Origin of the sequence: Candidatus Borrelia fainii (genome assembly GCF_027925085.1) — a bacterium.
GTDB lineage: Bacteria > Spirochaetota > Spirochaetia > Borreliales > Borreliaceae > Borrelia > Borrelia turicatae.
In genome coordinates, this window is sequence record NZ_AP027071.1 from 56,801 (window position 1) to 70,144 (window position 13,344).

Annotated in this window: 14 protein-coding genes; 2 read left to right on the forward strand and 12 right to left on the reverse strand. The window is 26.4% G+C overall.

Annotation, left to right across the window (positions count from 1 at the left end; all coding sequences use genetic code 11):
• Positions 1–24: 24 nt before the first annotated feature.
• Entirely contained in the window at positions 25–588 is a 564-nt protein-coding gene (locus tag QMG63_RS04750) for a hypothetical protein (protein ID WP_281862232.1), read from the reverse strand.
• A 300-nt stretch (positions 589–888) separates the two neighbouring features.
• Here QMG63_RS04750 and QMG63_RS04755 point away from each other — a divergent pair, with 300 nt between their 5' ends.
• Both QMG63_RS04755 and QMG63_RS04760 read left to right on the forward strand, forming a co-directional pair.
• On the forward strand, positions 889–1,695 hold the full coding sequence (locus tag QMG63_RS04755; RefSeq protein WP_281862234.1) for a BB0158 famile outer surface lipoprotein: 807 nt from the start codon (positions 889–891) through the stop codon (positions 1,693–1,695).
• A 958-nt stretch (positions 1,696–2,653) separates the two neighbouring features.
• Positions 2,654–3,112: a hypothetical protein gene (locus QMG63_RS04760; RefSeq protein ID WP_281862236.1), complete on the forward strand. Its 459-nt coding sequence runs from the start codon at positions 2,654–2,656 to the stop codon at positions 3,110–3,112.
• A gap of 259 nt (positions 3,113–3,371) precedes the next feature.
• Here the strand turns inward: QMG63_RS04760 and QMG63_RS04765 are convergent, their stop codons facing one another.
• From QMG63_RS04765 to QMG63_RS04815, 11 genes are all read right to left on the reverse strand, one after another.
• Positions 3,372–4,298, reverse strand: a complete 927-nt coding sequence (locus QMG63_RS04765) for a hypothetical protein (protein WP_281862237.1) — start codon at positions 4,296–4,298, stop codon at positions 3,372–3,374.
• 478 nt (positions 4,299–4,776) lie between these two features.
• Positions 4,777–6,129: a PBSX family phage terminase large subunit gene (locus QMG63_RS04770; protein ID WP_281862240.1), complete on the reverse strand. Its 1,353-nt coding sequence runs from the start codon at positions 6,127–6,129 to the stop codon at positions 4,777–4,779.
• A gap of 2 nt (positions 6,130–6,131) precedes the next feature.
• Positions 6,132–6,689 (reverse strand): hypothetical protein, encoded by a 558-nt coding sequence (locus tag QMG63_RS04775; RefSeq protein ID WP_281862241.1) that lies wholly within the window; start codon positions 6,687–6,689, stop codon positions 6,132–6,134.
• 908 nt (positions 6,690–7,597) lie between these two features.
• Complete coding sequence (locus tag QMG63_RS04780; protein ID WP_281862243.1) at positions 7,598–8,143, reverse strand: chromosome replication/partitioning protein; 546 nt, start codon at positions 8,141–8,143, stop codon at positions 7,598–7,600.
• Between the two features lie 57 nt (positions 8,144–8,200).
• Positions 8,201–8,953, reverse strand: a complete 753-nt coding sequence (locus tag QMG63_RS04785) for a ParA family protein (protein ID WP_281862244.1) — start codon at positions 8,951–8,953, stop codon at positions 8,201–8,203.
• Entirely contained in the window at positions 8,929–9,495 is a 567-nt protein-coding gene (locus QMG63_RS04790) for a DUF226 domain-containing protein (protein WP_281862245.1), read from the reverse strand. Before QMG63_RS04790 ends, QMG63_RS04785 begins: the two co-directional genes overlap by 25 nt.
• Before the next feature lie 29 nt (positions 9,496–9,524).
• A complete protein-coding gene (locus QMG63_RS04795) occupies positions 9,525–10,634 on the reverse strand; it encodes a plasmid maintenance protein (protein ID WP_281862247.1) in 1,110 nt (369 codons plus the stop codon).
• 479 nt (positions 10,635–11,113) lie between these two features.
• Positions 11,114–11,491, reverse strand: coding sequence for a BBA14 family lipoprotein (locus QMG63_RS04800; RefSeq protein ID WP_281862248.1), 378 nt, complete (start codon positions 11,489–11,491; stop codon positions 11,114–11,116).
• Positions 11,488–11,883 (reverse strand): BlyB family putative holin accessory protein, encoded by a 396-nt coding sequence (locus QMG63_RS04805; RefSeq protein ID WP_281862249.1) that lies wholly within the window; start codon positions 11,881–11,883, stop codon positions 11,488–11,490. Before QMG63_RS04805 ends, QMG63_RS04800 begins: the two co-directional genes overlap by 4 nt.
• Before the next feature lie 48 nt (positions 11,884–11,931).
• The gene (locus tag QMG63_RS04810) at positions 11,932–12,093 is read right to left on the reverse strand and encodes a BlyA family holin (protein ID WP_281862250.1); all 162 of its coding nucleotides are present in this window, start codon (positions 12,091–12,093) and stop codon (positions 11,932–11,934) included.
• Between the two features lie 117 nt (positions 12,094–12,210).
• Positions 12,211–13,317 carry a DUF685 domain-containing protein gene (locus QMG63_RS04815; protein ID WP_281862251.1) on the reverse strand — a complete coding sequence of 369 codons (1,107 nt, stop codon included), beginning with the start codon at positions 13,315–13,317 and terminating at the stop codon, positions 12,211–12,213.
• Positions 13,318–13,344 lie beyond the last annotated feature (27 nt).

A 13,344-nucleotide genomic window follows, 5' to 3' on the forward strand; every position in this document is an offset into this window, starting at 1 on the left:
ACTAAAAAATGCTAAACAAAAACTTTAAAGGACTTCAAACTTATCAACAAGATCAAAAAACTTCTTAGAACTACTTACACTGCTGTTAAAAGAAATATTATTCTTAACACCACTTTTGCGCTCAATACACTCAACATCAAGTTTAAAGCCTTCAGTTTTTGCAAATTTTAAAAGTTCTAAACGTTCTATCAACTCAGAAGTTAAGTAAATCCAAAAACCCGTTAGTTCAATTGAATCATCAAAAGGTAAAATATACTCTTCTCCATCTAATTTCAATCGATTATCATAAGATAACAATACCTCTTTAAGATCAAGTTCAATACCATTAAAAGATACCTTTAAAAGATTAAGGGGCCTATTAGTTTTAATATTAAAATCCAAAACAAAATATTTATTATTATCCTTTTTAATCCTATTAGGATAATCCATATAAACAAACCCTGAACCATTTTTTAAAGTCATCTTTGTATGGAGTGTACCTTCACTAATATTATGCAAAACCTCAACCGTTTCTGAAGATGAAGATGAAGATGAAGATGAACAGCCAAAAATTAAAAATGTTAAGATAAAAACAATATTTAACAACATAATTTCTTAATGTCAAATTATAAAGCATTACTAAAATTTTTACAACTTTTTACAAAATTTGTATGCCGATTATGTACTAATTAGCACAAAATAACAATAAAATAACAATTATTTACAAATCAACACTCAAATACCAAATCATACTTAATTTAATATCAAACTAATAATTAAGATGATAAAATTTCAAACTTATGAGATAATGGAAACCTATGCGACAATACAACAAACATCCAAACTCTAAGTATATTTAATAATAAACGGTATGAACTAACTTAGAGATAAATTAAGGAGAGATATTTTATGTATAGAAAAATATTACTATTAATGCCTGCAATGATACTTTGCTTACAATGCAATAATGAAAAGACAACAAGTTTTAAACAAAATCAAGAACAAGTTAAACAACGAACCACTAAACGTAAATTTTATTTAAGCCAATTGAATAAAAATGGAGATAATCAATCTGGTTCTCTTATAAATAGGTCTTTAAGACAAAAATTCAAAGAACCATATGAAATGCTAGAAGGAGTTACACCTACAACAGTACCTACAAATATAGGAATGCGGTACCCAGTAATATCATGGACAAAAAACAAAGCCATAAGCATTAAAGGACTAGATCAAAAACCCATAAGCTCACTTGAAAACAAGCTTATGTATTCCTATTCAATATCACCTATTAAAAGTGATGGAGAATTTAGTAAGTATATTAGGCCTGTTATACTATTTGAAACAATCCAGTATAATGGTGATGATCTTGAAGTTACAAATTTTTATCTAGATGATAATCCTCAATTGGATTTCAATACAAGAACACAAATAGTAAAATTAATAGTAACTGTTAAACCATACAAAAGCGAACCCTCAAAAGAAGCTGGATATGATAAAGCAAATCCTTTCTGGATAGCATATAAAAATAGAGAAGTAATAATGGCTTTAACACAATCTCAATATATAAAAGCCACAATAACAGTCAATAATAAGACAAAAAATACTATTACTGACTATAAAATACTACTTGATAGCACATACTTTGTTAAGTTAATTCAAGAAACACTTAACAAATATCCACAAATTAAAACTGTTGAGCCTGATTTCAGGCTATAATGGGCTTTAATAAGGAATTTAAGATTAAAAATATAAAAAATTCTACACTATAGATTAATAGACTATAGTGTAGGATCTTGTATCATAACAACGCTAGCTTAGCAATTAAGCAAAGCTGCACCTCAAATATCTAATAACATAAGCTAATGACCCAAACAAATCAAGTTGATTAAGCATTAAGACATTAACAAAATATGCATATAGTTACGTATATATATATATATATTTATATTTATATTTATATTTATATTTATATTAAACCATATATTAAACCATATATATATATATTAAACATTTTACAAATAAAAACAACACTTTAAAACAATACTTTAGAAAAAAGACTCCTTAAAAGGATTTGGCAAATACTTAAAAAATAACATACTCTACCACATACTACCATCAAAACTTGAAACAAAAAAATTAAAAATAACAAATAAAACACATGCATTTAAATTGCCAATATTGTAACTTAAGACTATTACCTATTCTTTAAGTACTTAAGGTTTTTTAGGTTCACAAAATGTGAAAGAAAGGTAATAATAACAAAGCTAGAATAAAATTAACGCCACAACATTCTCCTTAAATATGCATTGTCTTATTTGTTGTTAATAACAAACATATATCAATATTTAAATAGAGCAAGTATTATTTTAAATAATAAGTCCATATCGTCCATATCTATTGAATAAATTCTAAATTTATATATAATTTTAATATATAATTCATATATATAATTAAAATATAGGTAAATATAAACTTAAAAAGCAAAACAAAACTCCTAAACTACCTATTATAACTACAAACAAGACATTTTAATTATTTAAGCAAGCCTATTTATTAATAAATAGGCCCTATTAATAGGGTATACACTTGTGCTTTTTAAGCAAAAATGATAACATGATTATAAATAAATTACATTATCGTGTTGAATACAATTCGATAAAAAGGAGAATGTTTAATGAAAAAAATTATTTCATGTGCTATAGTAGCATTAATCACTTTATCAAGCTGTAGCCAAAATTCATGTCCTAATCCAGTAAGACTTGGAACAGGAACAGGAACAGGTGATAAATACATACAAGTTATTCAAGATCACTCAAAAATAACAGCTCTTGCTAAGAACTTTAGTGATATTACTGGTCTCTTGAGTGCAGCAGCAACAGATAAACCTTATCAAGAAGCTAAGTTAAGCGCTGCATTTACAGCCATTGGTAATGATAATGAAGAAAAATTCTTAAAAGCATTGGCTGCAAAAAGAGCAATCGAAGAGGCTAAAAAGAATCCAGGTGCAAATCTAACCGAGATCAACAATGAATGGGAAAAAATACTTATAAGTATAGGCTTTGCACAAGGTGATGCTACTAAAGATGGTAGTTTTGAAAATATTCTTAAGAAATTCCAAGATGCCTTGGTATAAAAATTCTTAAGGCTTTAAGGACTAGTCTATAGTTATTTCAAATTTTGAAATTAACAAGACTGGCACAAAAATCTCAAATAGATTAAAATAAATGCGCTTTTAAAGCGCGTTTATTTAACATATTATAATACGTATTATAATATATAACTTAAAATTAGTAATGTCTCTTAAAAAAATACCTTAATAAAAAAGTATAAACTTCAATGACTAACAAACATGCTAATTACAATTAGATCCTATTGAATCAAAAAACTAATTATCATTTTACAAATCTTAAAATAGCTTCTTTATTCTCATCAAGGAAATCCTTTAACTGATTTACAGTAATCAAATTCTTTAACACATTAAAATAACCTGCAGAAATCTTAATAACTTCAACCTTCTGTATTACAGTTGAATCATTTTGAGTGTAATCCTGCTCACCTTCATTTCTAAATATCACCTTATCATCAGAACTATCATATTTAACTTCACCTGGCAAAAATAATTTATCATAGTTTTCAGACTTAGTTACAAAATTTAATTTTAATGCATAAAAATTTTTATCACCAATATGAATCATCTTATTTTTTTGCTCTAGAGCCTGCTCCAAAATACTTAAATGATCAAAATTCATCTCTACATTAATCTCTTCTCCAATATTAGTCCTAAATCCTAAAAGGATAATCAACAAATGTCTGGGTTGAAATCCCCTTTTTTTCATTTCATTTAAAATATCAGGAAAATAGTCCGTACCTAAAATTTTCTTAACAGGATCTGTAACTAAAAGACTTATACTTTTTAATTTTGCATTTTTTATCTTTCCCACAACCTGATTTTTTTGACTACCAGACTTTATTTGCCCATCTTGAACATCGTGAGTAAAATTTACTTTAAAAAAACTAAAATCTATGTCCAAGTTGTCAAAAGGACTTGATAATTTTGCTACATCAAATGAAACAACAGGAAGTTTTAACTCATCAATTATAACTTTCGGCCTTTCATTTTTAAGATTTTTAAAAACATCACTCTCCACCTTCTTTAAAGGTATATATTCAAACTTATCTTTAAAAACCTTTGACCTTTCCTCTTGATCATTTTGCAAATTTGAATTTCTATCTTGCAAGACAGCTTTCAAGCTTGTAAAATAACCTTGGACACAAAAAAATAACATAAAAGCTAATAAAATAATAATTTTTCTACTCATTAAACTTCTAACACCTCATATATTGTAATAACAAGTAATAATATAGTTATTATTATTTATTATTACAATATATAGCACATAAATGCATGCAATATACTAAACTACACACATTATAACGTACTTCAAACTACCTTGGATCATTTTAGCCATAATGATAAAACCTTCACAAATTAATTAAAGACTGTCCTTTGTTTTGTTATTACAACTATTACACTTGCTAAATATTTATTTCCTACAATTCCATTATTTATCATATAGCACCCTGAAAGTTTAAAAGAAATACATCTAGAAAATCCTACCTTAATTTTAAGAAAAATATGTATATGTGAAACAAACTAAACTATAATTTTAAAAAAAAGTACACTTTGAATGACTATTCCATTAAAGTGTACTTTAAAAATTACATAAGCTGCTGTTTTGAAACTGTGGCTTTTAATTTACACTTTTCATACTCATTTATACTTAAATCCAATAATTATTAGATATATTTTCTCTTGGTAAAATGTTTAAGTCTATCTTTATATTCAAGGCTTAAGAGTAAATAACAAGCACTTAAAGCATCAAGAGCATCATCTCTGCCTTTAAAAGCACCACTATAGCTATAAATATCATTTATAACATTTTTATCCGTAATTTTTAAAAACTCTATTCTTCGAGCGTTAAATAAGGGTATTAAAGTACATATTCGCACAAACTTATTACTTAAAGGTTTAACTGCTGATATTTTAAAATAATGATTAATGTTTTGTCTAATAGATATCATAATTTTTGTTAAAAATCCATGCCCATCAGTACTATCTCGATCTTCAATATAAAGCGTATTAATATTAAAGTTTTCTGCCAAAACACTAATTGCATTAAGAATCGACCCATCACTTATAGGTTTCCTATCCTGATAAACATAAGCATAATACTTAAAGCCCATTTGCTCAAGTACACAAATAGCAGTATTGTCCATACCAACAGAAAATGCGGGATCAATATACATGATTGGACTTTTAAATGTATAATCTTCATTTAAAATAACTTCATTAAAACACGCATCAGCGCTAGCAGTCCATTCTCCCAAGAGTACTCGGGCCCTGTAAGCAGATAAATTTTTATAAATCATTTCCTGTGTTTCAATAAAATCTTTCAAATTTAAAGGATTATCATAAATACTAAAATTATATGTCCTATATACATCGCATCTATCAATATAATCGGTTTTAAAATAATGCGCAGGATTATCAGGATTAGTATCAAAAATAATGATGGCCGGTTTTTGTCTAAGCCTTTTCATTATCTCAAGTAAAGTCTCTTTATGCATTAAGGTCGCCTCATTGACATATACCAAAGAAGAATTACTACCCCTAATCTTAAAGAAAGAATCACTATTTTTTCCACCGTAAACATTAAGTGTCAAACCCGAAATGGTGCATGAAACATTTCGAGAAATCTTTAAATCATACTTCACATTTAAAAGATTACATATTTTTTCTATCTGTTTAAGCGTATTAGCAAGCAATGCACCAATTGAACTTCCCACAATAAAATTATTAGTATCTTTATGATAATAATGTTTATTTTGAATCAAAAACTTAACCAGTAAATACGATGCTAAAAATGTTTTGCCACTAGATATACCACCATTAAATATTAATTTAGAGCAAAAATTATTATTTATATCCTCCACTATACTTTTCTGTTTAAGAGTTAAGTACTTCTCTTCAAACGAGTTAAAATCAATTTCTTGTTTTTTATTTTGTGAAAATGTGGCAATGTTAATATTAAATTTTTGTTTAAATTTCTTTTGTAATTTAATAAAAACTGATAAATTATTTAACTCCAAAATCACCCCAACTTTAAACCTTTATCAAAAATTTCTTTTAATTTAACCAAACACTCATAATCCTCTCTCATATCATTTAAAATAAGCTCTCTAGATATACGATCCCTCTTATAAATCTTTTGCCTTAAATCCAATTCAAGTTTTTTACATAAATTCTTATCATCACTATTACTTATTTCCCTCTCTAAATTTAAAATTTCTTCATTAACATCAATTAATTTTTTAAAAGCGGATCTCAAAGTAAGTTGTTTGTACTTAAAATGAGAACTTACGTAAGAATTTGCAATGCTATAAAACGATTTATAAAAACTGTCACGTTCTCCTTCAAGTTTATAAGCTTCACATGTTGTATCTCTAGCAAGAGTATCCATATCAACATCACTAGAAGACATAGAAGGTGTCTCAGTATTGCCTAGACCACTTGCAATCTCACCTAAAATATTAAGTTTAACTTTTAAAACAGTAGATTCACTAACATCTAAAACTTTTGCAATATCAGCCGTGCTTAAATTGGATTTGAATAAAATATTATATTTTACTTCTCTATTTTTAAATGTCATTTAGATAAATTGTAAACAAGTTTTTACAAAAATACAAGATTGAATATGAATCAAATCAAATAAAAAAAATTCTTAAAAACTTCCTACAAAAAAATTCATTATTAAGTGAATTATTGTTATACGAATCATGATATACACAAAACAGATATTGGTTATAACCAATATCTACAAAAAGGAGAAAAGTACAATTAAAAAATTAATCCTAATTAAGCTTAATTTCCAAAACCATAAATTTTAATATTAATTATAATTTTAACATAAAAGACGGGTTTAAAATAGAGAAATTAACAATAAAATTTACATTAACTCTATCTTAACAGATATGACATTTCTAATTTAAAATAAAATATAAAAATTAACAAAACACTTCAAAATTCCATAACATATATTCTCTTCTCAACCAAGGGCTTTAAGCCCCTGGTTGAGAAGAGAATATATGAAAAATACATATTATTGGGATACCAAAAATAAAAGGTTTATTAGAAACTCTGACCTCAAAGTCCCTAATAAACCTTTTAAGGTAACAGGTCCTTATATTAAGAGTGACACATTGCATGTCAATCTGTACTAACTATAATATATAACAATTTCAAACATTTTGCAAATATTTTTTAAAGTTTTTTTAAAAAAAACAAAAAATTAATTATACAGAAATTTCTACTCACCTTATTTACTTCAAAAACCAATTATATATCATAAATAAACACTTGATCATTTTTCAATAAACTTTAAAATCTATGCATTAAAATATATCTTGAAATAAGAACTTTAAAATAAATGTTTTAACATCAAAACTTTTATTATTACATGTTAGGTTCATTTCTAAAACCTTTTTAACCTCCCCCCATATCATTAAATTGTTTGCAAAAAATCTTTAGAAATAAATCCAACTCCATAAATCTATTACTCTACTTTTTCCCCTTCTTTGAAGACTCAAACTTATTTATTATTTTTGATAAAAACTCTTTTTCATCCGAGAAAACTCTCTCTAGTAAAAAACTTGTAAGCTTGGCATTACCTTTATAAAAGGCATAGGCATCTGGACATTTAAGCTGAAACCTTAAAGGTTTTAACGGATTTTGTTTAGATTTCTTTATATTAACACCTTCTTTATTTCTTAACAAAAACATAGTTCCATTAATCCCATTGTTAATAACATACTTTTCCTCCACAATTCCCTCTTCAATCGCAGTAGCTATCTTTAAATATTTATAAGTTTGAGTTCTAGCAAGTCTGTAATCTTTAGCAAAATCATCAAAATTGGCATAATTATCAAGTTTGTAATACTCATTATCTTTAATCTCTTTTAAAACTTTCATTGCCTCAATTTTACAAAAAATCTCTTTTTGAAAATTAATTTTTAATCTTTCTTTAAGCTTATTATAGTGAATAGATATCTGTTCTTCAGGTGTAACCTCTTTAGCTAAATTCCTCTTATTAACCTCTATGTACATTTCTAACCCTCCTTTGATTTGTACGTACACTAAGTGTACGTAAGTTATCACTTTAGATTAAGCCATAATTTCTATCTTATTCATCAAAGTTAAAAGCGTATCTTGGTACTCCCTTATGTAATCTTTACTTAAATCAAAAACATCATTCCGAGCAATTTTCCTATTTAAATCCTCTCTTTCAGATATTGTACCTAAAAAATTATCATTTTGTTTCAAAATATTTAACAATTCCTTGTGTGTATTATTCTTTTTAAATTTGGTATTAAGTAAATAAATGGGAGCTTTTATAGATAATTTCTCTATGAAAAAATTAAATAGATCTAAACTCTCAACTGCCCATTTCTCTGCTGTAATTGGTACTATTATATAATTGCTACATACTAAAGCATTAGTTAAAGTAAAATCCAAGCTAGGATTAGTATCAAGTATTATGTAGTCATACTCAAAACCCAATAACTTCAACTGTTCCTTTAATCTAAATTCCTTGTACGGAATGGCCTCTGAATTAAATTTGTGCAAAGTTAAATAACTTGGTATTAAATCTAAATTACTACTAATATTTACAATAGCATTATCAATATGAAGATTGGATATTAAAACTTCGTATATGTTCCGATTAAATAAATCTACCCCACATTCTTTTATTACTTTAAAATAATAACTGGTAGTTGATGCTTGTGTGTCTATGTCTATAATTAACACCTTAGAAGACTGCGATAAAAGCGTTGCAAATATTAAACTTGTAGTGCTCTTACCTACCCCACCTTTAATTGATGCTACTGTAATTACTTTTGTCTCTTTTGTATCCATCTTGGAATGATACCCCCTTCCGGCAATTTTTTCCCATAAAATGCATAAAGTTCCCGCTCTAATTCTAGGAGTATGCTTAATAAAGTCTGATAGTAGGAACTTTCAACCTTATCTTTTTTTAATAAATTATGCAGCCCACTTAAATAACAAAAAACCCCACCTTTTTTAAATCTAAATTCTATGTACTCACATTTCCTTAAAGTATAAGTCTCTCTTTTATTGAAATTCTTTACCAAAAAGGCCTTGTCTAATTTCTTAATTCCATAATAAATACCAAAAAAATCATCATCATCTCTAATAGAAAATAAATGAAACATGCTTATATCCTCTATGTTAAAAATTCCTCTAAGAGAGATGAAAAACTTAGTTGGTTCATTCTTACTTATTCCAAATGTATAAAAATCGTTGAAAATCTTAGTATGATATATCCTGCGGTTGTTAATCTCTTCGACTTTAGAGAAAATATTATGTTTTCCCTTTTTTCTATTGTTTGGATCTATCTCTTTTTTTTTCTGCTTCAATAACTCTAGTAAAGCCACCATTCTTCCTTATCCTTGGTATTGTTAATTTCTTACTTTATTATTTTAAGCAATTCGTAATAATATGTATTATCAACTACTTTGCTATACTTTAACTCATCTTTGGCGTTAATAAATTTTTTTAAGGCTGGTATTAATACGCCAATATCTACCTTATACATTAGCTGTTCTAATAATATACTAAAAATATTGTTTTTTATATCATCCGCTTTGATTTCTTGCTTCTTACAAGTCTTGGTTCTTATTTTGATTTTCCTTATTAGACGATCTAAATCCTTATATTTGTCTTGTTCTATTATAAAGTGAGGCTTTTCTTTATAAACTTCGTATATTTTACCAATTTCTTCTCTTAATATTGCCTCATCGTAATTTTGCCCCTTAAGTTCTTCTTCCTTTGCACTTAGTATCTCTTTAAGTTTTTTTACCTTAAGCTCTCTTTTATTATTCTTTCTTTGAAAACTTTTATTTAGGTATCCCCTTTCCTTTAAAAAGGTCCTAATACACCCTTCCTGACCCTTCTCAATTTCATCCTTTATTTGGGATATCTCTTCTCTCTTAAGTGCTTTTAAACTTGTCTCATGTCTTTTTATTTCCTTTATAATTTCTATCTTTTTTGTCTTATCTATTTTTAATTTTAATAAAAAGAAGGGGAGATCAATCTTGAAATTGCATTTGTTTATGTATTTAATTAGTGTCTCTTCTTCTCTCTTATTATTATTATTACTATAAATACACTCCCATTTTAGACTCCCATTTTCTTTTTTGTAGTTAGCCACCCTCTCTTTAAACCTGTTTATTTTCTCTTCTTTTATATCCTTGAAATGTGAGTTTATTTTGGCATGACATTCTCTCTTTGAGTATTGTAGAGTATAATAAACTTCACTTCCGCATTTTTTACCTAAGTGTTTGCAGTAGTTGCGTGTGATTTTAAACTTTTTCTCAAGTGCGTATAAATAATTCTGCAATGTTTTAATCTTGACTATTTTTTGATCGTTTCTATTTAAGTTGCCATTGAAAAAATATAAAATGTCTTTTTGTGTGTATTGATTGAGTTTTAAGTTCATGAAATTAAGTGTGGATATTAGTACAATTAAGTTGTATTGATATCTATTGGTTTTACCCTTTATACTTTTGATTTTCATTGTTTACTCCTAATATAAGTATTTATAAATCTTAAGTTAATTAATAATACAATTTATCTTAAAAGTAAATACTTGTTTTAGCAAATATGAAAATAAATTAATATTTATTTTTTATAGAGTTAAATATTAGTTTTCTTTTTTCATTTGTTTGATTTATTTGCAAAATACTTTACAAACTTATGTTTTTGCTATATTATAAAATAAATGACTTATATTAAGAACAAAAAAGTACTAATAATATTTATTTAAAATTAATTAGAAATGGACGAGCCTTGTTAAGGGCAAGTCATGTTGATTCTCTTTGACCTTATAATGTTCTTTATTTTTGTTGAAATTTTACTAAACATATGTATGTATGTTTTTTTATCTTTAAATACTTAAAGAAAACTTAAAGAATTAAAAAAAAAAGCCCCTATTTGGGACTTTTTTATAAAAGAGTAAAGATGTTAATTGTTTTTTAATTTTACTTACTTTTAAATTCACTTTTTTAATTTACTATATTTTTTGTATACGGCAAAAGCTATGGGTTTTGTATTGTTTATGTAATGTTTTAAGTGCTTTATGTTTTCTTGAATTGCTTCTAATGTGTGTTCTTCTCTTAAAACAGTGGCATCTAATAACTTAAATGTTGGAAAATTTTGATCCCTAAATTTTTGCTTATTGCGAGTTAAAAATGTTTCTAGATACAGTGCATAACCTGCAAGCTTTGCTTCATATATGCTTAAGTTTTTAAGTGTAACTTCGGTAGGTGTTTTAGGCTCTTCTGGTAGTGTGGCTATGGAAGTGCAACTAAATATCATGCTAAATATAATTAATTGCAATAAAATCGTTAGGTTTAGAATTAGTTTTTTGTTCACTTTTTATCTCCTTTTTTGTTTACTCTCTTATGTTCTTTCATATCTTTTTCTAGTTCTTCTTTGAGTAATTGGGCCTTAGTTGCCATAAGTTTATTGCGTTCAAGTCGTAATTCTTCAATGAAAGAAGGATCGGCATCAGTATTAATTGCATCAGTAAGCCTCATAATCTTATTAAGTATGGTGTTAAGTTCAATAATGATTTGTTTGGATTCTTGGATTTCCATTTTTTGCATTGAATTTAAGTAAAGAGTATTCATGTATTTATAAATATCAATGGCTTTTTTTATGCCTATCTCAAAAATTTGGTCATTTGGGGTATCACTATATCCAAGAAATTCCATTAGATTTTGAAGGAAAATTATTCCTAAATTGGTATTGTTTTTGTTTAACATAAATTATTCCTTAAATTTTTAATTTTATTTTTAATTTTTTTTGTCTTTTTATTTTTTTTTGTCAATGAAATTCTTAATTATCTTAATTATTTCGTTCATGACAGGTCCTAATAGTAGCGTTAAAGGTATTAGTGTAAGTAATACTAATATCCCCATGATTATAAGTTTTGTCTCGGCAATATTTGATAAAAAGTCAAATACCGTGTTCATATTGTCCTCCATTTTAAATATGTGTTAGATGTATTATTTTGTATTTGAAAGATAAACCACTAAATTTTGTTATATTGATATATTAACATAAATTTAACAAAAATTAAATGTCCAAAACTATATTTTAGTAAGATATGGAATATCTTGATTTGAATCATTGTCTAATAAGGCATATTCTAATTTATACCATCCTGTAAGAAGTGGTTGTGTTATATTGTGTTGTTTTCCACTGTAGAAGTATAAAGTTGTAGATTGTGATGTATTATTTTCTGAAAATTTAAGGTTGATCCTTTTGGTCATATTATCATTAGTAGTTGTAGAACTTTTAATATCAAGGATTATGTTAAGGTAGATGGATTTATTTTTTAAATTTCTTGGAAATCTTAATTCTACTTTTTCACCCGTAATGTCTATATATAATGACTTTTCAGCAAATTCGCTATAAGAATAAAAAGAATCACGTTTAGATGGTATTCCCCAATATTTAAAATTTTCAGGAACTCCTTGTAAATAATGGTGTGTTGTTAATCTTTTGAGTGCACCTCTGCTTCTACTAAATGCAATAAATTCTAGTTCTTTATCTTCGTAATTACTTGAGCCTAGTAATTGTGCTGCAATGTTTAATTCTTTGTAAAGATTGTTCTTCTTTACATAAAGTTGACTTATTGAATTATTTACTCTTTGAAAATCATCTATTCTAGCAAAAGTCTCTCTTATATGTTTTTTAAGTTTTTCTAAATTAGTATTTTCTGTAAAAATTTCTCTTAAATTATCAATTAAGGTTTGAAATTCAACTAACTCAAATTCTCGTTTATTTGGATTGTAGGTTGATATTTTGCTTGATGTTACATTATTTCCAGATACCTTTAAATTTTCAATTAATGTTTCCTTAAGTTTGTTTAGAAGATCATTAAATTCAATACTGTTTGGTTCTGTTTCAAGTCCTATTAGCTTAGAAATTATCTTTAAGTACATTTTCTCTATGTAAGATTCGTATTCAATCAGCTCTTTAGATATTATTTCTCTTATGACCTTTTTGAAATATTCAAATCCTCCATAGAATGTATCTTTTTTTATTTGCTCAAGTAAATTTTTGTATGTAATTGCATAAGTTTCTTCAACAATATCGTCAATGGGAATTAGGTCATGTTCATTGACTTTGATTTTTCTGTTAAAATCTTTTATTTGTATTATTTCTTCTGTTTCTTCATTTTCATAATCCATATAACCTCCTTATTTGTTTTAAACAAT

What these genes read in the sequence shown, in the direction of transcription:
- QMG63_RS04755 (WP_281862234.1), top strand. Translation starts at nt 889, where the DNA reads ATGTATAGAAAAATATTACTATTAATGCCTGCAATGATACTTTGCTTA.
- QMG63_RS04760 (WP_281862236.1), top strand. Translation starts at nt 2,654, where the DNA reads ATGAAAAAAATTATTTCATGTGCTATAGTAGCATTAATCACTTTATCA.
- QMG63_RS04805 (WP_281862249.1), bottom strand. Translation starts at nt 11,883, where the DNA reads ATGTTAAACAAAAACAATACCAATTTAGGAATAATTTTCCTTCAAAAT.
- QMG63_RS04785 (WP_281862244.1), bottom strand. Translation starts at nt 8,953, where the DNA reads ATGGATACAAAAGAGACAAAAGTAATTACAGTAGCATCAATTAAAGGT.
- QMG63_RS04750 (WP_281862232.1), bottom strand. Translation starts at nt 588, where the DNA reads ATGTTGTTAAATATTGTTTTTATCTTAACATTTTTAATTTTTGGCTGT.
- QMG63_RS04775 (WP_281862241.1), bottom strand. Translation starts at nt 6,689, where the DNA reads ATGACATTTAAAAATAGAGAAGTAAAATATAATATTTTATTCAAATCC.
- QMG63_RS04780 (WP_281862243.1), bottom strand. Translation starts at nt 8,143, where the DNA reads ATGTACATAGAGGTTAATAAGAGGAATTTAGCTAAAGAGGTTACACCT.
- QMG63_RS04810 (WP_281862250.1), bottom strand. Translation starts at nt 12,093, where the DNA reads ATGAACACGGTATTTGACTTTTTATCAAATATTGCCGAGACAAAACTT.
- QMG63_RS04795 (WP_281862247.1), bottom strand. Translation starts at nt 10,634, where the DNA reads ATGAAAATCAAAAGTATAAAGGGTAAAACCAATAGATATCAATACAAC.
- QMG63_RS04815 (WP_281862251.1), bottom strand. Translation starts at nt 13,317, where the DNA reads ATGGATTATGAAAATGAAGAAACAGAAGAAATAATACAAATAAAAGAT.
- QMG63_RS04790 (WP_281862245.1), bottom strand. Translation starts at nt 9,495, where the DNA reads ATGGTGGCTTTACTAGAGTTATTGAAGCAGAAAAAAAAAGAGATAGAT.
- QMG63_RS04765 (WP_281862237.1), bottom strand. Translation starts at nt 4,298, where the DNA reads ATGAGTAGAAAAATTATTATTTTATTAGCTTTTATGTTATTTTTTTGT.